We start from the raw sequence: 20,687 nt of genomic DNA on the forward strand, positions 1-20,687 counted from the left end.
CAGGTGCGGGTCCGAACGTTCCGTCAAGGAGACGAAACACATGGCAATTGGCACCGTCAAGTGGTTCAACGCTGACAAGGGCTTCGGCTTCATCACCCCGGACGGCGGCGGCGCCGACGTCTTCGCCCACTTCTCGGCGATCCAGTCCTCCGGCTACCGGAGCCTGGACGAGAACCAGCGGGTCGAGTTCGAGGTGACCCAGGGCCAGAAGGGCCCGCAGGCGGAGAACATCCGCCCGCTCTGATCTTCGGATCGCTCAGCACCATCCACCGCGCCCTCAGGGCACGGTGACGGGCCCGGTCCGCCGCGCCGCCCCCGCTCCGGCGGGCGGCGCCCGGCGGCGGACCGGCCCGTACCCCCTTCGGTTCGTGCTTGTGAGTCCCGGCGGACGAGTCCCCCGGTTGACAGCGTCGCTCTCGACGCCTCCCTCGACACGTGCCGCGTCGAGGAAGGCTTCCGCATGACCATGACCATGAGCGCGCCCACCTTCGCCACGACGGGCCTGGCTCCCGCGCTGCTCGCCGAACTGTCGGCGCAGGGCATCGCCGAGCCGTTCCCGATCCAGGCGGCGACCCTGCCGGACTCGCTCGCCGGCCGGGACGTGCTCGGCCGGGGCCGGACCGGGTCGGGCAAGACGCTCGCCTTCGGGCTGCCGCTGCTGTCCCGTACCGCCGGCCGTCGGGCCCGCCCCGGCCGGCCGCTGGCGCTCGTGCTGGTGCCGACCCGTGAGCTGGCCCAGCAGGTCACCACCGCGCTCGCCCCGTACGCCCGCGCGGTCGGGCTGCGCTGCGCCACCGTCGTCGGCGGGCTGTCCCTCCAACGGCAGGCGGACGCCCTGCGCGCCGGCGCCGAGGTGCTGGTGGCCACCCCGGGCCGGCTCCACGACCTGATCAACCGCGGCGACGCCCGGCTGGACCAGGTGGCGATCACCGTGCTGGACGAGGCCGACCAGATGGCCGACATGGGCTTCCTGCCGCAGGTGACCAAGCTCCTGGAGCAGGTCGCCCCGAACGGGCAGCGGATGCTCTTCTCCGCCACCCTGGACGGCGGCGTGGACAAGCTGGTCCGCCGCTTCCTCACCGACCCGGTCTCGCACTCCGTCGACCCGGGCACCGCCACCGTGACCGCGATGACCCATCACGTGCTGCACGTCGACGCGGCGGACAAGCCCGACGCGCTCGCGCACATCGCCGCGCGGGAGGGGCGCACCATCCTGTTCATCGCGACCAAGCACCGGGCCGACCGGGTCGCCCGCCAGCTGCTCGCCAAGGGGGTCCGGGCCGCCGCCCTGCACGGCGGCAAGTCGCAGCCGCAGCGCACCCGGATCCTGGAGCAGTTCCGTACCGGCCAGGTGACCGCGCTCGTGGCCACCGACGTGGCGGCTCGCGGCATCCACGTGGACGGGCTGGACATGGTGGTCAACGTGGACCCGCCGACCGAGGCGAAGGACTACCTGCACCGGGGCGGGCGTACCGCCCGGGCGGGGGAGTCCGGCACTGTGGTCACGCTGGTCCTGCCCGAGCAGCGCCGGGACGTCTCCCGGTTGATGAGCGTCGCCGGGATCACGCCCCGGAGCGCCCGGGTACGCCCCGGCGACGAGGAGCTGAGCCGGGCCACCGGGGCCCGCGAGCCGTCCGGCGTACCGGTCACCATCGCCCCGCCGCCCCCGGCCTCGCTTTCGTCCGCCGCCCGCCCGGGGCGCTCCCGGCGTCCGCGCCGCCGCTGACCGGACCCCGGGCGCTTTCTCGCCGTTGAGTCGGGGATCAGCGATCCGTGGGTCCGGTGGGCGACTGTTTCCCCGTGACTCGCCGGTGATGCTGGTTGCGGGGGAGCGAGGCCGGGCGTGCCGGCCGCGGGGGAGGGGTGACCATGGCGGGCGACGCCGGTTCGAGGGCGACCCGTGAGCTGCTGCTGGTGCTCGCGATCGCGGGCGCGGGCCTGGTGCTCGCCATGGTCGCGGCCTTCGCGCCCTGGCACCCCGCCCCCGCCGGGCTGGTCGGTCTCCACCCGCCGGCCGGCGCCGCGGGGGACGCCGCCGGCTGACGCCGCCGTGCGACCCCGGGCGTCAAGCGACCGCGAGCACCGGGTCGTCGTCAGGCACCGGCCTGGTCCAGTACGCCCCACCGGCGGCGGATCGCCTTGTCGGCCGCGCCGAAGGCGGCGTCCACGAGCAGTCCCACCACCAGGATGACGATCATGATGGCCAGCAACCGGGGCGCCTCGCTCAGTTCCCGGGCGTAGGTCAGCTGCGCGCCGATCGACGTCCGGGTGGCGATGACCACCAGCAGTTCGCCGGCCATCAGGCTGCGCCAGGCGAAGGCCCAGCCCTGCTTGAGTCCGGCGACGATAGCGGGCAACGCGGCCGGCGCGATCACGTACCGGTAGAGGTGCGGGCCGCGGGCGCCGAGGTTGCGGCCGGCCCGCACCAGCAGCGGCGGGACGTAGTCGACGCCGTGGATGACGCCGTTGGCCACCGACGGGGCCGCGCCGAGCACCACCACGAAGAAGATGGCCTGCTCGCTGAGTTGGAAGAGCAGGATGGCCAGCGGGAACCAGGCGATCGACGGCATGGTCTGCAAGGCCGTGATCATCGAGCCGAGGGCGGCGCGGAGCACCTTCACCCGCGCCACTCCGAGACCGAGCAGCAGCCCCACCGCGACCGCGGCGGCGAAGCCGATGGCGGCCCGCCGGGCGGTGGTGGCCAGGCCGTCCCAGAGCGCCGGGCTGACCAGGTAGTGGCCGAGGTCGGCGAAGACCACGGCCGGCCCGGGCAGCGCCCACGGGTCCTTCCAGCCGGTCCAGACCACGACCTGCCAGGCGCCGACGGCCAGGGCCAGCGCGGCGAGCTTGGGCCAGAGCGCGGACCAGCCGCGACGCAACCGGGACGGGGCCTTCTCCCGGCCGGCGATGTCGAGGGCGTCCAGTCCGGAGATCTCCGCGTCGGTGCGCGGGGACCCGGTGAGGGTGTCACTGGCCATGGCGGCCCACCTCCGTACGCAGTCGGTCGGTGACCTCGGCGGCGATGGTGGCGATCTCCGGCGAGTCGATCCGCCGGGGCCGGGGCACGTCGACCCGGGTGGACCAGATGATCCGGCCGGGCCGGCTGGAGAGCAGGATGATCCGGTCGGCGAGCCGGGCCGCCTCGCGGACGTTGTGCGTCACGAAGAGCACGGTCAGCCCCCGCTCGGACCAGATCCGTTCCAGCTCGTCGTGGAGGATGTCCCGGGTCATCGCGTCGAGCGCGCCGAACGGCTCGTCCATCAGCAGCACCGGGGTGTCCAGGGCGAGGGTGCGGGCCAGCGCGACCCGCTGGCGCATCCCGCCGGAGAGCTGGTGCGGGCGCCGGCGGCCGAAGTCGGCCAGGTGGACCGTGCGCAGTAGCTCGGCGACCCGGGCCCGGCGCTCGGCGCGGGGCAGGCCGCGCAGCTTGAGCGGCACCTCGACGTTGGCCTCGACGGTGAGCCACGGGAACAGCGCCGGCTCCTGGAACATCAGGCCGGGGTTGACCCCGTCGCCCAGCTCGATCGCGCCGCCGCTGGCCCGGTCCAGGCCGGCGACCAGGTTGAGCAGCGTGCTCTTGCCGCAGCCGGAGGCGCCGACCAGGCAGACGAACTCGCCGGGTGTGACGTCCAGCGAGACCCGGTCGAGCGCCAGGACGGCGTTGCCGCCCTGGCCGTACACCTTGGTCACCCCGCGCAGCGCGACCGAGCCGGTCACGCCGCGCGGGGTCGTCGTGGTCGGCGTCACGGCTGGGTGACCTCGGGCTCGCCCTGGGCCTTGAGCACCTCGTTGAGGAACGACAGGTCGTACAGGCCGTCGAGGTCGACCGGCTGGGTGAGCCCGACGGCGACGGCGTGGTCCAGGCCGGTCTTCAGCGACGCGGCGATCGGGTCGTTGGTGAACTCCAGGGTCGGCCAGGCCTGCCGGATGAGCTTGACGTCCAGCGGCTTGCCGGTGATCTTGCCGATGTGGTCGGAGATGGCCTGCTGCGCCTCGTCCGGCCTGGTGTTGACGAACTCGTTGGCCGCCACCTGGCCCTCGACCAGGTTCCTCACCACGTCCCGGTGGGCCTTGAGGAACTTCGTGCTGACCAGCAGGTTGGTGATCACGAACTTCCGGTCCGGCCAGAGGTCGCGCTCGTCGACCAGCACCTTCCCGCCAGCGTTGACCAGGCGGGAGACGAACGGCTCGGGCACCCAGGCACCGTCGATCGCGCCGCTGCCGAACGTCTCCACGGTCTGCGCGTTCTCCTGCGGGACGACCTTGACGTCGCCGCCGCCCTCCTTGGTGGTCCGCAGGCCCTTCTCCTTGAGCCAGTAGCGCAGCGCGACGTCCTGGGTGTTGCCGAGCTGCGGCGTGGCGATCTTCCTGCCGCGCAGCTGCTCCACCGCGGTGATCTCCGGCTTCACCACCAGCGCGACGCCGCCGGAGGCCGCCCCGGAGACGACCCGGACCGCCTCGCCCTTGGACTTGGAGAAGGCGTTCACGGTCGGGTTCGGGCCGATGTACGTGGCGTCGAGCGCCCCGGAGAAGACCGCTTCGATGGCGGCCGGGCCGGCGTTGAAGGTCTTCGTCTCCAGCTTGACGTCGCTGCCGAGCTTTTCGGCGAAGATGCCCTTCTCCACGCCGACGACGGCCGGCGCGTGGGTGATGTTCGGGAAGTAGCCGAGGCGCAGCGTCACCGGTCCGGACGTGCCGGCCGCGTCGCCGGTGGCGGCACCGCAGGCCGCCGTGCCGACCTGGGTGGCCGTGCCGACCACGGCGAGGGTGGCGAGGGAGACCAGCCGGTGCCAGGGGAGCCGTCTCATCGTGATGTCCAATCCACAGTATTCCTATTTAGTTGATAGGGATAGTGGAGTGGCGGCGGAGCGGCGTCAACTCCCATCCACGATCCGGGAAGGCCGACGTGGGTCGGGCCACCCGGTCGACTCCGGCGCGGGCCGCCAGGAGTGCCGCGCCACACCGCGCGTGCGGGCGGTGCGGACGCGTTAGGGTCGATCACGTGCCGACGCGGAGAGCGAGAATTCCAGCGACGAAATACCCGGTCGAGCGGTTCACGCTCGGCAACGGCCTGCGGGTGGTGCTCACCCCCGACCGCAGCGCCCCGGTGATCGGGGTGGCGGTGGTCTACGACGTCGGCATCCGCTCCGAGCCGGAGGGGCGCACCGGCTTCGCCCACCTCTTCGAGCACCTGATGTTCCAGGGCTCGGAGAACCTGGAGAAGCTGGCCCACTTCCGGCACGTCCAGGGCTCCGGGGGCACCTTCAACGGCTCCACCCACCTGGACTACACGGACTACTTCGAGACCCTGCCGAGCAACGCCCTGGAGCGGGCGCTCTTCCTGGAGGCCGACCGGATGCGCGGCCCCCGGCTGACCGAGGAGAACCTGCGTAACCAGGTCGACGTGGTCAAGGAGGAGATCCGGGTCAACGTGCTCAACCGGCCGTACGGGGGCTTCCCCTGGCTGACCCTGCCGCCGGTCATGTTCGACACCTTCCCCAACGCCCACGACGGCTACGGCTCCTTCGACGACCTGGAGTCGGCCACCGTCGCCGACGCCGCCGACTTCTTCCGTCGCTACTACGCGAGCGGCAACGCGGTCCTCGCGGTCAGCGGCGACATCGACGTGGCCGAGGCCACCACGCTGATCGAGCGGCACTTCGGCGACGTATCGGCGCGCCCCGCCCCGGAGCGGCCCGACTTCGCCGAGCCCGACCTGACCGCCGAGCGGCGCACCTCGTACCCCGACAAGCTGGCCCCGCTGCCCGCGGTGGCCAGCGCCTGGCGGGTGCCCGACCCGGTCACCGACTTCACCGGGTACCTGCCGTACGTGGTGCTCGCCGAGGTGCTCACCGACGGGGACGCCTCCCGGCTGGTCGAGCGGCTGGTCCAGCGGGACCGGTCGGTCACCAGCGTCGGCGGCTACCTCGGCTTCATGGGCGACCCGTTCGACGTGCGTGACCCCACCGCCCTGCTGCTCCAGTCCCACCTACCACCCGGCGGCGACGTGGACAAGGTGCTGCGCACCGTCGACGAGGAACTGGACCGGCTGGCCACCGACGGGCTGACCGACGGGGAGCTGGCCCGTACCCAGGCCCGGATGGCCACCCACCTGCTGCGGGACACCGACGCGGTGCTCGGCCGGGCGCTGCGGATGGCCGTGCTGGAACAGCAACGCGGCGAGCCCGGCCTGCTCAACGAACTGCCCCGGCTGGTCGGCGAGGTGACCGAGGAACAGGTCCGCGCCGCCGCCGCCACCCTGCGGCCAGAGCGCCGCGCGTCCATCGAGGTCATCGCGGGAGGTGGCCGGTGAGCGCGAGGAGTGAGCCGGGTTTGCGAGCCCCGCAGTCGCGAACGGAGATGGTCCAGTGAGCGCGAGGAGTGAGCCGGGTTTGCGAGCCCCGCAGTCGCGAACGGAGATGGTCCAGTGAGCGCGAGGAGTGAGCCGGGTTTGCGAGCCCCGCAGTCGCGAACGGAGAGGGTCCAGTGAGTGTCGTCGTGGAGACCGGGACCCGGCCGCTGCCGCCGCTCGGCCCGAACCGCCGGCTCAAGCTGCCGACGCAGGCCGAGCGCACGCTCGGCAACGGGCTCACCGTGATCGCCGTACGCCGGCCCGCGGTGCCCCTGGTCGAGCTGCGGCTCTGGATGCCGTTCGGGCGTACCCACCTGGCCCGGGGCGCGATGCTGGCGCAGACCATGCTCTCCGGCACGGCCACCATGACCGCCACGGAGATCGCCGCCGAGCTGCAGAAGGTCGGCGGCGGCCTGTCGGCCGGAGTCGACCCGGACCGGCTGATGCTCTCCGGGGCGGGCCTGGTCACCGGCCTGGACCGGATGCTGGAGATCCTCGCCGACGTGCTGACCGGGGCCGCCTACCCGGCCGACTGGGTGGAGACGGAGCGGGACCGGCTGGTCGACCGGATCCAGGTCGCCCAGAGCCAGCCCGCGCACCTGGCCCGGACCGCGCTGCTCAAGCGGATCTACGGCCGGCACCCGTACGCGCTCCAGACCCCCGAGCCGGACCAGGTCCGCGCCGTCAAGCCGCCGGCCCTGCGCAAGCTGCACGCCGAGCGGGTGCACCCGGCCGGCGCGGTGCTGGTGCTGGTCGGCGACGTGCAGCCGGAGCGCGCGTTGGACGCCGCCGAGCGGGCGCTGTCCGGCTGGAACGGCGACGGGCACGTGGCCGAGCTGCCGCCCGCGCCGCCGCTGGAGCCCGGTCCGCTGCTGCTGGTCGACCGGCCCGGCGCGGTGCAGTCCTCGCTGCGGATCGCGCTGCCCGCGGTGCCCCGCACCCACCCCGACCACGCCGCGCTGCAACTGGCCAACCTGCTCTTCGGCGGCTACTTCTCCTCCCGCTGGGTGGAGAACATCCGGGAGGACAAGGGCTACACGTACGGGCCACACTCGCTGGTCGAGCACTCGGTCGCCGGGTCGGTGCTGGTCGCCGCCGCCGAGGTGGCCACCGAGGTGACCGCCCCGGCGCTGCTGGAGACCATGTACGAACTGGGTCGCCTGGCCGCCCTGCCGCCGAAGCCGGACGAGCTGGAGCAGGCCCGCCAGTACGCCCTCGGCACGCTTCAGCTCGGCATGTCCACCCAGGCCGGTTTGGCCTCGTTGACCAGCGCGTACGCCGGAAACGGGCTGCGCCTGGACTTCCTCGCCGAGCACGCCGCCCGGCTGGCGAAGGCGACCGTCGACGACGTGGCCGAGGCGGCGGCCCGCTACCTCGCCCCGGCCAAGGCGGTCACCGTCGTACTCGGGGACGCCGATCGGGTCGCCGAACCGCTCGCCGCGCTGGCCGCGGTCCGGACGGAGTCGGCGTGAGCGAGCGCGGCATCCGGCTCGACCGGGAGGCGGCGGCGTGAGCGGCGAACCCGCTCCGCCGCTGGCCCGCGCCACCCTGGACCGGGCGGCGCACCGGCGTACCGACCCGGACTGGCTCGCCGAGGCGTGGGAACGGGCCCGGGTGCTGGTGCTCGACTCGGCCGACGACGGCCGGGCGCTGGTCCGCGGGCCGGCGGCGCCACCGGAGCTGGTGCTGATCGGTTCCGCCGAGCTGCCCGAGGTGCCCCGCTCGGTGCCCATGTTCCTCGGCGTCGAGCCGGACGGCGTACCGGTCTTCGCGGTGGATGCGCCGCTGCCGGAGCTGCCCGGCGCCCGGCCGGTCAACCTGCGCGAGGTGGGCCATCTGCTGGTCGACCGGGACGCGGGCCTCTTCACCACCGCGCTGGCCCTGCTCAACTGGCATCTGCGGCACCGGTACTCGGCGGCGACCGGGCACGCCACGCAGGTCGACGAGGCGGGCTGGTCCCGGGTCGACGCGACGGGTCAGCGGATGTGGCCGCGTACCGATCCGGCGATGATCGTGCTGATCCACGACGGGGTCGGCGGCCCGGACGGCCGCTGCCTGCTCGGCAACAACGCCACCTGGGCGCGCAGCCCGGGGCAGCGCCGCTACTCCTGCCTGGCCGGCTACGTCGAGCCGGGGGAGTCGGCCGAGGCCGCGGTGCTCCGGGAGGTCCGCGAGGAGGTCGGCGTCGGGGTCGAGGAGATCGCGTACGCGGGCAGCCAGTCCTGGCCGTTTCCCGGCTCGCTGATGCTCGGTTTCCTGGCCCGCGCGGACGCCGACGAGCCGATCCGGGTCGACCCCGCCGAGATCGCGCACGCCCGCTGGTTCACCCGTCGGGAGATCGGTGCCGCGTTGTCCGGTGAGCCGGTCACCGTGGACGGCGGCGACCGCCTGGTGCTCCCACCGCCGTCCTCGATCGCCCTCTTCCTGGTCCACCGCTGGCTCGACGGCCACTGCTGACCGGCCGTGCCTCGCCAGGTCGGGGATCTGGCGGGGCGGTGCGATCGGGATGGCGCCACGTCGGCGACCTGGCGTGAACGCGGCCCCGGCCCGGGACCGCCGTTGCCGCGACGGTCCCGGGCCGGGGACACGGGCCGCCGTGGCCGGTGAGGCGAGGAGCGCGGCGGGGGAGCCGGTCCGACCACGACGGACGTCAGCCGCGGGTCAACCGCCGCCCCAGGGACCGGGGTACGCCGGTTCCGGGTCCGCGATCGGGAGCACCTTGACCCGGTGCCGGCCGCAGCGGACGGCGCCCACCGACGCCAGCGCCCGGGCCAGCAGCAGCGCGGCCTCCCGGTCCTCGGCGTGCACGACCTGGCGGCGTGGCTCCGGCGCGGTGGTCTCGTCCCGCAGCCGACCACCGCCCGCCCACACGGCGGCGATCTCGGTCTCGGCGGCGGTACGGATCTCGGTGCGGACGATCAGGAACCGCATGAGTGTCCCCCGGGTACGGACGGACGGATACGCGCTGGAACTTCCACGTCACTCTGACGACATGTTACGCCCGGGCGTTGTCCCAGCAAGTGAAACTCAACGATTGTTCGCGGCGCTGGACCGATCGGGTGACCCCAGGTCAGCACGGTTGTCGGGGGTGGACACGCGAAGGGGCCGCCGGCCCGATGCCGACGGCCCCCGGGACTGACCGGATCAGTTCAAAGCGAACTGTCCGTTCTTCGCGCCGGCGATGAAGCCCAGCCAGCCGGCCCGGTTGAACAGCAGGATCGGCCCGCCCCGGTCCTTGCTGTCCCGGAGCGCCACCGCCGCCGGCCCGGTACGCAGGGGTGCGACCTCCACGCAGTTCGAGGTCTGGCTCCGGGTGCTCTTGCGCCAGGCGGCAACGGCGAGCTGCTGCGCGAGGTCGGACGAGCTGTTGCGGATCTCGTTCATGGTTCTGCTCCTGGTCTGGAGTGCTCCGATGGGGACGAGTGACGCCGCGGGCCGCCCCGGCAGTCCTGCGTGGATCACCGGTCCGTCGTCAGACGCCCCGAGTCCCGGCGGCGCTGGGTCGGCGCCGTTGCCGGCCCGAACGCCACTGTGGGCTCGACTGCCGTGTCGGGCCGTCCCGTGGCCTCGATGAGCCAGGAGAGGGTGTCCGATGCGGAGAGCGCCGCCGAGCATAGCCACTCGAACACCACTTTATAGCGATTTAGGGTGTTTACCTCGGTCGACATGACGTCGGTGAACCCACCTTCGATGGCGAGCGTCTCCGGATCGAGGGGATCGGCGAACCGGTAGACCGAGAAAGCGGTCGGCGGGAGGTACCAGTCGCCCACCCGGGTGTCGCGCAGCAGCAGGTGCAGCGTGACGTTCGGCAGCATGGCCAGCTCACACAGGTGGACGAGCTGCTCGTGCAGCACCTCCGGCGGGCCGGCCCGCCGGCCGAGCGCCGCCTCCTCCAGCACGACCGTGTAGCGGGGCGCGTCCGGCCGGTTCAGCAGGGACTGGCGGGCCTGGCGGGCGCGTACCTGGTTCTCCGGGTCCTCGCCGCCCTCCGGGTCGCCGGCCTGCTCCGCCACGCGGGCCGCGGAGATGATCCGGTGCCGGGCGTACCCCGGGGTCTGGAGCAGGCCCGGGACCAGCACGGGGTTGTACTCCGAGATCTCCGAGCAGCCCGCCTCCAGCTCCGCGAAGCCGCGCTGCTGTTCGGTCATGACCGGAAAGTTGCGCAGCCAGCCGCGCATGTCGCCGGCCTCGTGCGTGATCGCCAGCAGCTCCGCGCGCTGCTCGTCGCCGGCGCCGTAGAGGTCGAGCAGGACGCCCACGTCGTCGGGATCGGGGCGGCTGCGGCCGTTCTCCAGCCGGGACAGCTTGGACGCGGAGGCCCAGCCGATCCGTTCGATCACCTGATCCCCGGTGAGCCCGGCCTGCTCGCGCAGGCGGCGCAGCTCGGTGCCGAGCCTGCGCCGGCGCAGGATCGGGCCTGGTGCGGTAGGAGGCACGGTGTCCTCTTCTCCGTCGACCGTCGCGAGACGCGACGGTAACTGTATGAAATTCGCCCCCCACGGTCAGTATGGACGGCGCGACCGGCGTCGGTGGTTCCGGCGGGGGCGTGTCACGAGACAAAAAGAGGACTGTGGAGGGGTGCCCGCGCCGCGGACGAGGAGGTCCGCGGCTCGGGCCCCCGTCCCCGACGCGCCCCGCCGCGGGCGCCTCCCCTCGGGAGGGAATCCGATGCGCTCCGTCCTGCGCCGCCCCGATTTCCGCCTGCTCTTCGTGGCCCTGGTCGCCAGCATGGCGGCCGAGTCGGTCCTGCTCCTGGCCCTCGCCGTCTGGGTGAAGGACCTGACCGGGTCGGACGGCATGGCCGGCGCGACCATCTTCGCCATCATCGCGCCGATGACGCTCGCCCCGCTGGTCGGCTGGCTGGTCGACCGGCACCGCCGCCGGCCCTTCTTCGTGGCCGCGAACCTGGGCACCGCCGTGCTGCTCAGCCCGCTCCTCGCGGTCCACGACCGGGCCGACGTCTGGGTCATCTACGTGGTGGCGGCGCTGTACGGGCTGTCGTACATCACGTTGAGCGCGGTGCTGAGCGGACTGATCCGGCACCTGGTCCCGAGCGACCTGCTGGCCGACGCGAACGGGGTGCTGCAGACCGTCCGGCAGGGCCTCCGGCTGGTCGGCCCGCTCGCCGGGGCCGGCCTGTACGCGGCCGTCGGCGGCTGGCTGCTGGTCGCCCTCGCGATGACCGGGTTCCTCACCGCCGCGGGTGTCGTCGGCCTGCTCCGGGTCACCGAGACCGTTCCGTCCGGCGCCGACCTGCGCTGGCCGGCCGAGCTGGGTGCCGGGCTGCGGCACCTGGCCGGCGAGCCCGCGCTGCGCCGGGCCCTGCTCGGCTACGGGCTGGGGTCGCTGGTGATGGGCTTCACCGAGTCGCTGATCTTCGCGTACGTGGACCAGGGGCTGCGCCGGGACGTCGCGTTCGTCGGCGTGCTGGTCACCGTGCAGGGGATCGGCGGGCTGGTCGGTGGGCTCCTCTCCGCGACCGTGGTGCGCCGGGCCGGGGAGGTGGGCGCGCTCGCCGCCGGGGTCACCTTCTTCGGGCCGGCCGCGCTGGCGCTGGCGTACCCCCGGCTCTGGCTGGGGGTGGTGGCGCTGCTGCTGGCCGGGGTGTCCCTGCCGCTGACCATGGTCGGGCTGAACACGCTGGTCCAGCGGCGTACCCCGGCGGCGCTGCTGGGCCGGGTCGCCGCCGCCTCCGAAGCGCTGGTCAGCGGTCCGCAGGCGCTCTCCATCGGCACCGGCGCGGTGCTCGTCGGCGTCGTCGACTACCGCCTGCTCTTCGCCCTGGTCGGGGTGACCACCACGGCGGCCGGTCTCTACCTCTGGCACGGCCGCCGCCTCACTCCACCCCGGGCCGCCCCGGCCCGCATCCCGGCCCCCCGCCGCCCGGCGGACCCGGTCGATCATGGAGTCGTCGCCGCGACCCACCGGCCCCGGGCGCGGTGACGTCCGGATCAACGACGAAGCGGCCGCGCCTCGGTGAGGGCGGCCGCTTCGGGGCGAGGGGTCAGCCGGGGAGGGCGGCGAGGTGCTGCTTGACCTGGGTGATCGACGGGTTGGTCAGCGCGCTGCCGTCGACGAAGCGCAGGGTCGGCACCGTCTGGTTGCCGCCGTTGACGCTCATCACGAACTCCGCGGCCTTCGGGTCCTGCTCGATGTCGACCACCTCGTACGCGATGCCCTCCCGGTCGAGCTGCGACTTCAGCCGGTGGCAGTAGCCGCACCACGGGGTGGAATACATCGTCAGCATGGTCAGGTCCTCCAAGGGGATTCCAGGTCAGGCCAGGCTAACCGCTGCAACATCGGCGGGGGCTGGGATGATTCCTGGCTGTGGCGGTTCACTCAGCGGCGGAACGGGTGCTGGCCGGACTGGATCCGGAGCAGCGGTCCGCGGTGACCGCCCCGGCCGGCCCGGTCTGCATCCTGGCCGGCGCCGGGACCGGCAAGACCCGCGCGGTGACCTCCCGGATCGCCCACCGCGCGCTCACTGGGGACATCTCGGCCCGGCACGTGCTCGCGGTCACCTTCACCGCCCGCGCCGCCGCCGAGATGCGAAGCCGTCTCGCCGTCCTCGGGGTGCCGGGCGTCCAGGCACGCACCTTCCACGCGGCGGCGTTGCGCCAGGTCCGCTACTTCGCGCCCCGGTTGCTGGAGGGGCGGGCCATGCCGGAGTTACTGGACAGCAAGGTCCGGGTGGTCACCCTGGCCGCCGCCAAGGTCGGGCTGCGCGCCGACCGGGCCGCCGCCCGCGACCTGGCCGGCGAGATCGAGTGGGCCAAGTCGTCGCTGGTCGAGCCGGGGGAGTACGTGGTGGCCGCGGCCAAGGCGCTGCGCGAGACCCCGCACGAGCCGGCGAAGGTGGCCGACGTCTTCGCCGCGTACGAGAAGCTCAAGCGCGGCAACGGCATGATCGACTTCGAGGACATGCTGCGCGCCGCCGTGTGGGGGATCGAGGAGCACGCCGACGTCGCCGAGCAGGTACGCGGCCAGTACCGGCACTTCGTCGTCGACGAGTACCAGGACGTCAACCCGCTCCAGCAACGCCTGCTGGAGGCGTGGCTGGGCGGCCGGGACGACCTGACCGTGGTCGGCGACGCCAGCCAGACCATCTACTCGTTCACCGGAGCCACCTCGTCGTACCTGGTCGACTTCCCGCGCCGGTACCGGAACGCCACCCTGGTCCGGCTGGTCCGCGACTACCGCTCCACCCCCCAGGTGGTCGGGCTGGCCAACGCGGTGATCTCCCAGGCCCGGGGCGCCGAGGCCCGGCTGCGGCTGGAGCTGCACGGCCAGCGCCCGGCCGGCCCCGAGCCCGAACTGCGGATCTTCACCGACGAGCCGGCCGAGGCCACCGCGGTCGCCGCCCGCTGCCGCGCGCTGGTCGCCGGGGGCACGCCGGCCCGCGAGATCGCCGTGCTGTTCCGGACCAACGCGCAGTCCGAGGCGTACGAGAAGGCGCTCACCGAGGCCGAGGTCCCGTACGTGGTGCAGGGGGCGGAGCGGTTCTTCGAGCGGCCCGAGGTGCGCCAGGCGATGATCGCGCTGCGCGCCGCCACCCGGTCGATCGACGGCTCGACGCCGCTGCCCGCCGCCGTGGCGGCGGGGCTCGCCGCGGTCGGCTGGGCACCGGACGCGCCCCCGGCCGGCGGCGCGGCGCGGGAACGGTGGGAGGCGCTCGCCGCCCTGGTCCAGCTCGCCGAGGAGTACGCGGCGACGCCCGTGGTGATGCCGATCGGCGAGGCCGCCGCGATCGAGCGCCCGGTGACCCTGAGCGACTTCAACGACGAGTTGGCCCGGCGGGCCGCCCAGCAGCACGTACCCACCGTGGAGGGGGTGACCCTGGCCTCGCTGCACTCGGCGAAGGGCCTGGAGTGGGACGCGGTCTTCCTGGTCGGGCTCGCCGAGGGGACCCTGCCCACCAGCTACGCGAAGACCCCGGAGCAGGTGGAGGAGGAGCGGCGGCTGCTCTACGTCGGGATCACCCGGGCCCGGGAGCGGCTCTGGCTGTCGTACGCCGCGGCCCGCTCGCCGGGGGGTCGGGCCCGGCGGCCCTCCCGCTTCCTGCCGCAGCTCGACCGCTCGGGCGGCGGGGCCGAGCGGGCCGGCGCCGGGGCGGCCCGGCGGACCGAACGCCGGCGCACCCAGGTGGTCTCCTGCCGGATCTGCGGCGCCACCCTGCTGGCCGGCGCGGACCGGAAGCTGGGCCGCTGCCCGACCTGTCCGTCCGACCTCGACGAGGAGCTGTACGAGCGGCTGCGCGACTGGCGGCAGCGGGTGGCCGGCGCGCAGAAGGTGCCGGCGTACGTGGTCTTCACCGACGCCACGCTGACCGCGCTGGCGGAGCGGAAGCCGGGCCGCACCGAGGAGCTGATCGCGATCGCCGGGATCGGTCCCCGCAAACTGGGACTTTACGGGGATACGGTGCTGGCCCTGGTGGCCGGCGCGGCGGTGGACGAGGTCTGCCCGCAGAAAAGTTTCGAAATCCAGCCGTAAATCGTTTGCCCTCGCCCGCAGGCGAGGAATAGCCTCAGGACACACCTCGCGAGCGGCGCCATTCTGGCTGCTCACGGGGGACGAGTCCATGGTCGATACGAGGAACGTGAGGGAGGTGGCACCCGTGGAGATCTTCACCTATGAGCGTCCGGCGGCGATGCCAGCTGCCTGCGCTCCGCTGTCGGCTGTCCGGGTGGCCCTTGCCGCTCGACCGTCGGCTCCGCAGGTGCACCAGGTCCAGGTTCAGGCCGAGCTGAACCTGACCGTCGCGCCGATTGCCGGAGTCGAGGGGACCAGTGGCTTCACGGGCATGGGCATCGGCGACGTCAAGAAGCGCACCGATGTCCGCGGCGTTCCACCTCGAGGTAGACCGGTCTGATCCATCAGACCACCGGCTCACCTCGAGGCCGCGGAACCCGCACACCGGGATCCGCGGCCTCAGTTTTTTTGCACCGCAGTAGTGCCGAAGAGATGCGATCCACGAGATCGAAGTGAGAGAGAGGTGACCGGAGGATGAGTCTGGCGTTGGCCCCGCTCGACGTGAGCGTCGAGGTGGAGGCGAACCTGCCCTGCCGGAAGTTCGACCCCGACCTGTGGTTCTCCGACTCGCCCACCGAGCTCGAGCTGGCCAAGTCGCTCTGCGGGGACTGCCCGCTGCGCGTCGAGTGCCTCGCCGGGGCGGTGGAGCGGGCCGAGCCCTGGGGCGTCTGGGGCGGCGAGATCTTCGAGCGTGGCGCGGTCGTCCCGCGCAAGCGGCCCCGTGGCCGTCCGCGCAAGGAGGACCTCGCCCGCGACGCCCAGCTCCGGGTCGAGGCCGAGGCGCGACTGGCGGCCAATGGGCTGTCCGAGTCGCGCAGCGCGGTCCGGCTGGCAGCCTGACACAACCCCGTTCCACACGTCCCGCCGGCGACCGCCGGCCGAACAAGAAAGCCGAAACCGATGCTGCACATGACGAATGGAACCGAGATGCAACTACTCCACGAAGCGTTGTCCCGGGCTCGAATGCCCCGGCCTCAGGCCGGCACCACCACGAGCACTGAGGCAACCCGTTCCGCCCGTACCGTCGCGATGAAGAGCCGGAACCAGTCCGCTCGTGACCTGGGCGTTCTCTAGATCCCTACCTGATCGGAAGGGGCGGTGACCGGATGGTCACCGCCCCTTCGGCGTATTCGTGGCTCAGCTCACCGGGGCGAAGCCGGGCAGCCAGCGCTCCAGGATCGCCCGGTACGGCGCCTTCGCCTCCAGCTGGCAGAGCACCCCGATCGAGCCGAGCGTCACCCGGTGGATCATCAGGTACGCCGGCGGCAGGTTGAGCTGCCGGCTGAGCTGGAACGCGGGCGACCGGGGGCTGGCCAGCCGGGCCGCCTCCGCGCGCAGCCAGGCCCGGGTGAACCGGAACTCCTCCTCGGCGACCGGGGTCAGCATCGGTTGCAGGTAGTCCAGCAGCGCCTGCGCGTCGATCGGCTCGGTCTGGCTGATGAAGCCCTCCGCGCGCAGTCCGGCCACCACCCCGTCCGCGTCGCCGCGGATCGCCAGCGCGGCGATCCGGCCGATCGGCTCGGGGGTGCCCTCCGGCATCCGGGCCACCGCGCCGAAGTCGATCACGCCGAGCCGGCCGTCGGGCAGCAGCCGGAAGTTGCCCGGGTGCGGGTCGGCGTGCAACAGCCCGGCCCGCATCGGCGCGGAGAGGTGCAGCTCGGCCATCAGCCGACCGGCCTGGTCGCGCTGCTCCTCGGTGCCCTCCCGGATGATCTCCGACAGCGGAATGCCCTCGACCCACTCGGTGATCAGGACCCGCGGGGAGGCGTCCAGCACCTCCGGGATGTAGATGTCCGGGTCATCGGCGTACGCGGCGGCGAAGGCGCGCTGCGACTCGGCCTCCAGCTCGTAGTCCAACTCCTCGGTGATCCGTTCGCGCAGCTCGACCAGGAGCGGCTTGACGTCCAACCCGGGCTGGATCGCGCGGAACATGCCGCCCAGCCGGGAGAGCTGCTTCAGGTCGGCGAGCAGGGCGTCGCCGGCGCCCGGGTACTGGATCTTCACGGCCACGTCCCGGTGGTTCGGGCCGCCGTTCGGGCCGTACCCGGGGTCGCGCCAGATCGCGCGGTGCACCTGCCCGATGCTGGCCGCGGCGGCCGGAGTGTCGTTGAACTCGACGAACCGGTCCCGCCAGTCCGGCCCGAGCTGCTCGGCGAGCACCTTGTGCACGGTGGCGGCCGGCAGCGGCGGGGCGGCCTCCTGGAGTTTGGTGAGCGCCTGCCGGTAGGGGGCGGCGATCTCCTCGGGCAGCGCCGCCTCGAAGACCGACAGCGCCTGGCCGAACTTCATCGCCCCGCCCTTGAGCTGCCCGAGCACGCTGAACAGCTGCTCGGCGGTGCGCTGCTGGATCTCGGCGGAGATGACGTCGGACGCGAGGCCGGTGACCCGCTTGCCCATGCCGAGGACGGTCCGACCGGCGAAGCCGAGCGGCAGAGCGGCGAGCTTGGCGGTCCGGGACACGGCCCGGCGCGGGATGTCGGTCACCCGGTCATTGTTACCGACTCGAAGGGCTCGCTGCTGCTACGAAGCCCGGAGCGGGTGGGGCGGACCCGGATCGGGCGACGCCCGGAGCACCGGCAGGACGGGTGCGGCGGCCACTGGCGGCGGCGGAAGCGGCCCGCTCCGGCGACCTCGACCGCACACCCGAGGGTCTCCGGGACGGCCCCGTCGAGGTGGGCGAGCGCCTCGGCGAGCGCGTAGGCCACCCCCGCGAGCCGGGTGGCCGTGGCGCAGGCCCGCTCGCCGCCGTCGGCCGCGAGTTGGGCGGCGAGCCGGGGCCAGTCCGGGTCCCGGTCGACCCGGTGCAGGTCCACGCAGTTCAGGCAGGGGCCGGCCGGCGGCCGGACCAGCGGGCCGACCACCGGCACGCCGCCGCGCACGTCGACCAGGAGATGGGGCTGGCGGCGCTGGGCGTACCCGGTGGCCAGCAGGGCGGCGGGCCGGTCGGTGCCGAGCTGGACCACCAGGTCGACCCGGCCGCGCCGGAGCGGGGCGGTCGCCGTGCCGGGGGCGCACCGGCCGAGCGCGGCGCGGACCGCGGCGCTGAGCGGCCGGCCCACCTCGGCTGCGGTCAGCCCGGTCCCGACCAGGTCGGCCGGGCGGACCGGCCCGGCCAGTCCGGGCGTCACGTGCCCGACGCCGGCCTGGGCCAGCCCGACGGCGATCGCCGCGCCGAGCCGGCCGGCCCCGGTGACCAGCACCCGGGCGGCGCGGCGACGGCGCACCACCTGGGCGGGCGTGGCCGGTGGTGCGGGCACGGCCAGGGCCAGGGCGTCCGCCTCGCCGGCCAGCCGGGCCCGGGCCGGCCCGGCGAGGTCGCGGGGCAGCAGGCTGTGCGCGGGTACGACGAGGCCGGCGGCCCGGAGCGTGTCGAGCAGCAGCCGGGCCTCCGCCGGGGCCACCTGGACCGTGGCCGCGCCCGCCAGCACGGCCCGTTCGCTGCGCGTGCCGTCGAGCAGGTCGAGCAGCTGGGCGGCCCGGGGGTTCACCAGCTCCAGCAGCACCGCCCGGCCGGGCTCGACGCCGAGCTGGAGGGTGTGCCGGTCCCGCCAGAGGCGGGCCAGGCCCGGCAGGAGGGTGGGGCGGGGGAGTGGACTGGGGTGGGTCATGACACGAATCGTGACCGTGTCCGCGCTCTCCGTCGATCGTTGTCCACAGGTGCGCCCGTCCCTGTCCAGGGTTGTCCACAGGCAGGGGCGGGGTTGTCCACAACCGGCCGGTAACCGGTGTCGGTGAGCTGACAGTCAGGACGCGGACGCGCGGGGGAGGGGCGGCCGGCGGCCGCCCCTCCCCACGTGACCCGTACGGGTCAGACCTTGGCCTTGCCGAGGATGCGGTTCACTGTTGTGCCGCACACCGGGCACTTGCCCTTGGCCATGTTCATGCCGGTCTTCGAGACCTCCACGTGCCCCTCGAAGTCCCGCTTCTCCTTGCACTTCACGCAGTAACCGTTGTAGGTCTGGGCCTGGTCGGCCACGGTAGCCCTCCTCGTCTCGTCCGCCGGGCACGCCGTCCCGGCGGGTTTCCCTGCGGCGGGCCACGCGGGGCACCGGCGCCGGGGGGTTCTCGGCGGCCACGCTCGTGACCGCTGGTTGGCGGACCCTACCCAGGTATGGGCGGTTCCATGTCAGCTGTGCGCCGACTCTGTGAGCTAGTCGACGTCGAGAGTGTGCATGCCGCATTACGTCGGATAAGTCAGTTTGGCGGGGACACGCCGGATGAATGCGCTCGGATCCCCCTTCAGGGCGCCCCGGCGCGACGGCGCGTCCGTAGATCACCTAACGTTGTTGCCGGCTCCGAGGTGACGCTCCGGAGCGGCGGACGGGTCTCCCGCAAAGAAATTTTTCAGGACTCCTGACGACCAACCACCATTTTCCGGGCGCGTTTCGTCGTGTTGACTCTTGCGGACCCCTGGTCACTACGCATTAGCTTTCCCTCGTGACAGTCATCCGAGGCTGCGCGGGTCAGTGATGGCCGCGACGCGGAAGCCCGTCGTCGAGGTACGGCGCAGTCAGCGCCGGCGACGCACGGTGTCCGCGTACCGGGACGGTGAGCGGGTCGTGGTGCTCATCCCCGACCAGTTCTCCCGCGCCGAGGAGAGCGAGTGGGTCGACCGGATGCTGGCCCGGCTCGCCGCCCGGGAGGGCCGGCTCGCCCGCTCCGACGACGAGCTGCTGGCCCGGGCCACTCGACTGATCAACCTGTACCTGCCCGAGCACGGCGCCGCGGCCGTCCCCACCAGCGTGCGCTGGGTCACCAACCAGAACGGCCGCTGGGGCTCCTGCACCCCGGCCGACCGCACCATTCGGATCTCGCACCGGATCCAGGACATGCCCGACTGGGTGGTCGACTACGTGCTCCTGCACGAGCTGGCGCACCTCATCGTGCCCAGCCACAATGCCTCGTTCTGGGGCCTGGTCGGGCGGTACCCGAAGACCGAACGGGCCCGTGGCTACCTGGAGGGTGTCGCCGCCGCCAGCGGCGTACCCCTGGCCGACTGACCGCCCCGCCGACACCCCGCCCCGCCGCACGCAGGCCACTGTTTCGGGGAAAGAGTGGTCTTTCCGCGCACCCAGGCCACTGTTTCGGGGAAAGAGTGGCCTGCGCCTGCGCCTGCGCTGCGGGGGTACTACTTCCGGGACGTTGGGCGGATCTTGGTGGGAGGGTGGGGCGTGGGTAGGGGTTAGGGTCATCGGGTGGCCCGACGTGTGGTGGTGGCGTTGCTCGGACCGGTGCCCTGGACGCCGCCGGGGACCGACCCGACCCGGTGGCGGACGGTGCTCGCCGAGGACGTTGTGGACCTGCTGGCCACGCTCAACGAGGTGGAGACCGCCGTCGCGGTGACGCCGGCGGACCGCTGGCTGGCCGACGCGGTGGTCTGGCCCGGCACGGCCGTGCACGAGGTCGCGGAGCCCACCCCGAACGCGGTGTTCGCGGCGCTCACCGGGTACGACCAGGCGGCGGTGGTGGCCGCCGACGCGCCGGACGTGCCGGGGCTGACCCTCGGCAAGCTGCTCCGGCCGCTGTCCAGCCGGCCGGTCGCGGTCGCCCCGGTGGAGGGGGGCGGTGGAGGGCTGCTCGGTGTGGCCGCCCGGCTGCCCGTACCGGACTGGCTGCCGGCGCTGGACCTGGACAGGGCCGCGCCGGCGGAGGTGCGGGCGGCGGCGCCGCACCCCGGGGACGTGGCGGTCACCGCCGGCTGGCGCCGGCTGCGCGGCCCGGCCGACCTGGCCACCCTCGACCCGGCGGTGGAGGGCTGGGAGGCCACCCGGGCCCTGCTCTCCGGCCACCCCGGCTGACCCGCCGC

The 20,687-nt window shown here is 73.5% G+C and carries 22 protein-coding genes; 12 read left to right on the forward strand and 10 right to left on the reverse strand.

The window, feature by feature from the left end; all coding sequences use genetic code 11:
• Positions 1-40: 40 nt before the first annotated feature.
• From cspE to EFE23_RS28445, 3 genes are all read left to right on the forward strand, one after another.
• Positions 41-244: a transcription antiterminator/RNA stability regulator CspE gene (cspE, locus tag EFE23_RS08210; RefSeq protein WP_007464836.1), complete on the forward strand. Its 204-nt coding sequence runs from the start codon at positions 41-43 to the stop codon at positions 242-244.
• A 216-nt stretch (positions 245-460) separates the two neighbouring features.
• Positions 461-1,726, forward strand: a complete 1,266-nt coding sequence (locus EFE23_RS08215; protein WP_233600916.1) for a DEAD/DEAH box helicase — start codon at positions 461-463, stop codon at positions 1,724-1,726.
• Between the two features lie 143 nt (positions 1,727-1,869).
• Positions 1,870-2,043, forward strand: coding sequence for a hypothetical protein (locus tag EFE23_RS28445; RefSeq protein ID WP_199736970.1), 174 nt, complete (start codon positions 1,870-1,872; stop codon positions 2,041-2,043).
• Between the two features lie 50 nt (positions 2,044-2,093).
• Here EFE23_RS28445 and EFE23_RS08225 read toward each other — a convergent pair whose 3' ends face one another.
• Genes EFE23_RS08225 through EFE23_RS08235 form a run of 3 tightly spaced genes read right to left on the reverse strand, consistent with a single transcriptional unit; the run spans position 2,094 to position 4,808 of the window.
• Positions 2,094-2,978 (reverse strand): ABC transporter permease, encoded by an 885-nt coding sequence (locus EFE23_RS08225; RefSeq protein ID WP_123240301.1) that lies wholly within the window; start codon positions 2,976-2,978, stop codon positions 2,094-2,096.
• Positions 2,968-3,747 (reverse strand): ABC transporter ATP-binding protein, encoded by a 780-nt coding sequence (locus EFE23_RS08230; RefSeq protein WP_123240302.1) that lies wholly within the window; start codon positions 3,745-3,747, stop codon positions 2,968-2,970. Before EFE23_RS08230 ends, EFE23_RS08225 begins: the two co-directional genes overlap by 11 nt.
• Positions 3,744-4,808 carry an ABC transporter substrate-binding protein gene (locus EFE23_RS08235; RefSeq protein WP_123240303.1) on the reverse strand — a complete coding sequence of 355 codons (1,065 nt, stop codon included), beginning with the start codon at positions 4,806-4,808 and terminating at the stop codon, positions 3,744-3,746. Before EFE23_RS08235 ends, EFE23_RS08230 begins: the two co-directional genes overlap by 4 nt.
• Before the next feature lie 194 nt (positions 4,809-5,002).
• Between EFE23_RS08235 and EFE23_RS08240 the strand changes: the two genes are divergently transcribed.
• The 3 genes from EFE23_RS08240 to nudC all read left to right on the forward strand — a co-directional run bounded on the left by EFE23_RS08240 (position 5,003) and on the right by nudC (position 8,809).
• Complete coding sequence (locus EFE23_RS08240) at positions 5,003-6,313, forward strand: M16 family metallopeptidase (RefSeq protein ID WP_123240304.1); 1,311 nt, start codon at positions 5,003-5,005, stop codon at positions 6,311-6,313.
• A 173-nt stretch (positions 6,314-6,486) separates the two neighbouring features.
• Positions 6,487-7,824: a M16 family metallopeptidase gene (locus tag EFE23_RS08245; RefSeq protein WP_123240305.1), complete on the forward strand. Its 1,338-nt coding sequence runs from the start codon at positions 6,487-6,489 to the stop codon at positions 7,822-7,824.
• A 37-nt stretch (positions 7,825-7,861) separates the two neighbouring features.
• A complete protein-coding gene (gene nudC, locus EFE23_RS08250; RefSeq protein WP_123240306.1) occupies positions 7,862-8,809 on the forward strand; it encodes an NAD(+) diphosphatase in 948 nt (315 codons plus the stop codon).
• Positions 8,810-9,013: 204 nt separating this feature from the next.
• On the opposite strand, the gene EFE23_RS08255 is transcribed toward nudC, so the two are convergent.
• The 3 genes from EFE23_RS08255 to EFE23_RS08265 form a co-directional block, all read right to left on the reverse strand.
• Positions 9,014-9,283, reverse strand: coding sequence for a hypothetical protein (locus tag EFE23_RS08255; protein WP_123240307.1), 270 nt, complete (start codon positions 9,281-9,283; stop codon positions 9,014-9,016).
• 213 nt (positions 9,284-9,496) lie between these two features.
• Positions 9,497-9,736 carry a DUF397 domain-containing protein gene (locus tag EFE23_RS08260; RefSeq protein ID WP_123240308.1) on the reverse strand — a complete coding sequence of 80 codons (240 nt, stop codon included), beginning with the start codon at positions 9,734-9,736 and terminating at the stop codon, positions 9,497-9,499.
• Positions 9,737-9,810: 74 nt separating this feature from the next.
• On the reverse strand, positions 9,811-10,788 hold the full coding sequence (locus EFE23_RS08265) for a helix-turn-helix domain-containing protein (RefSeq protein WP_123240309.1): 978 nt from the start codon (positions 10,786-10,788) through the stop codon (positions 9,811-9,813).
• A gap of 232 nt (positions 10,789-11,020) precedes the next feature.
• On the opposite strand from EFE23_RS08265, the gene EFE23_RS08270 reads away from it, so the two are divergent.
• Positions 11,021-12,295 carry an MFS transporter gene (locus EFE23_RS08270; protein WP_123240310.1) on the forward strand — a complete coding sequence of 425 codons (1,275 nt, stop codon included), beginning with the start codon at positions 11,021-11,023 and terminating at the stop codon, positions 12,293-12,295.
• Positions 12,296-12,356: 61 nt separating this feature from the next.
• Here the strand turns inward: EFE23_RS08270 and EFE23_RS08275 are convergent, their stop codons facing one another.
• A complete protein-coding gene (locus EFE23_RS08275) occupies positions 12,357-12,599 on the reverse strand; it encodes a mycoredoxin (RefSeq protein WP_123240311.1) in 243 nt (80 codons plus the stop codon).
• Between the two features lie 80 nt (positions 12,600-12,679).
• On the opposite strand from EFE23_RS08275, the gene EFE23_RS08280 reads away from it, so the two are divergent.
• The 3 genes from EFE23_RS08280 to EFE23_RS08290 all read left to right on the forward strand — a co-directional run bounded on the left by EFE23_RS08280 (position 12,680) and on the right by EFE23_RS08290 (position 15,721).
• Positions 12,680-14,842 carry an ATP-dependent DNA helicase UvrD2 gene (locus EFE23_RS08280; RefSeq protein WP_123240312.1) on the forward strand — a complete coding sequence of 721 codons (2,163 nt, stop codon included), beginning with the start codon at positions 12,680-12,682 and terminating at the stop codon, positions 14,840-14,842.
• Between the two features lie 124 nt (positions 14,843-14,966).
• The gene (locus EFE23_RS08285) at positions 14,967-15,221 is read left to right on the forward strand and encodes a hypothetical protein (RefSeq protein ID WP_123240327.1); all 255 of its coding nucleotides are present in this window, start codon (positions 14,967-14,969) and stop codon (positions 15,219-15,221) included.
• 134 nt (positions 15,222-15,355) lie between these two features.
• Positions 15,356-15,721: a WhiB family transcriptional regulator gene (locus tag EFE23_RS08290; RefSeq protein WP_123240313.1), complete on the forward strand. Its 366-nt coding sequence runs from the start codon at positions 15,356-15,358 to the stop codon at positions 15,719-15,721.
• Between the two features lie 297 nt (positions 15,722-16,018).
• Here EFE23_RS08290 and EFE23_RS08295 read toward each other — a convergent pair whose 3' ends face one another.
• The 3 genes from EFE23_RS08295 to EFE23_RS28450 form a co-directional block, all read right to left on the reverse strand.
• Positions 16,019-17,365 carry an ABC1 kinase family protein gene (locus EFE23_RS08295; protein ID WP_123240314.1) on the reverse strand — a complete coding sequence of 449 codons (1,347 nt, stop codon included), beginning with the start codon at positions 17,363-17,365 and terminating at the stop codon, positions 16,019-16,021.
• The gene (locus EFE23_RS08300) at positions 17,362-18,489 is read right to left on the reverse strand and encodes a hypothetical protein (RefSeq protein WP_123240315.1); all 1,128 of its coding nucleotides are present in this window, start codon (positions 18,487-18,489) and stop codon (positions 17,362-17,364) included. Before EFE23_RS08300 ends, EFE23_RS08295 begins: the two co-directional genes overlap by 4 nt.
• 200 nt (positions 18,490-18,689) lie before the next feature.
• Positions 18,690-18,857, reverse strand: a complete 168-nt coding sequence (locus EFE23_RS28450) for a DUF5679 domain-containing protein (protein WP_007464795.1) — start codon at positions 18,855-18,857, stop codon at positions 18,690-18,692.
• Positions 18,858-19,350: 493 nt separating this feature from the next.
• On the opposite strand from EFE23_RS28450, the gene EFE23_RS08305 reads away from it, so the two are divergent.
• Together EFE23_RS08305 and EFE23_RS08310 are read left to right on the forward strand one after the other, a co-directional pair.
• Positions 19,351-19,881: a M48 metallopeptidase family protein gene (locus tag EFE23_RS08305; protein ID WP_123240316.1), complete on the forward strand. Its 531-nt coding sequence runs from the start codon at positions 19,351-19,353 to the stop codon at positions 19,879-19,881.
• Between the two features lie 195 nt (positions 19,882-20,076).
• Positions 20,077-20,679: a hypothetical protein gene (locus EFE23_RS08310; RefSeq protein ID WP_123240317.1), complete on the forward strand. Its 603-nt coding sequence runs from the start codon at positions 20,077-20,079 to the stop codon at positions 20,677-20,679.
• Positions 20,680-20,687 lie beyond the last annotated feature (8 nt).

The organism is Micromonospora solifontis, assembly GCF_003725545.1.
Lineage (GTDB): Bacteria > Actinomycetota > Actinomycetes > Mycobacteriales > Micromonosporaceae > Micromonospora > Micromonospora solifontis.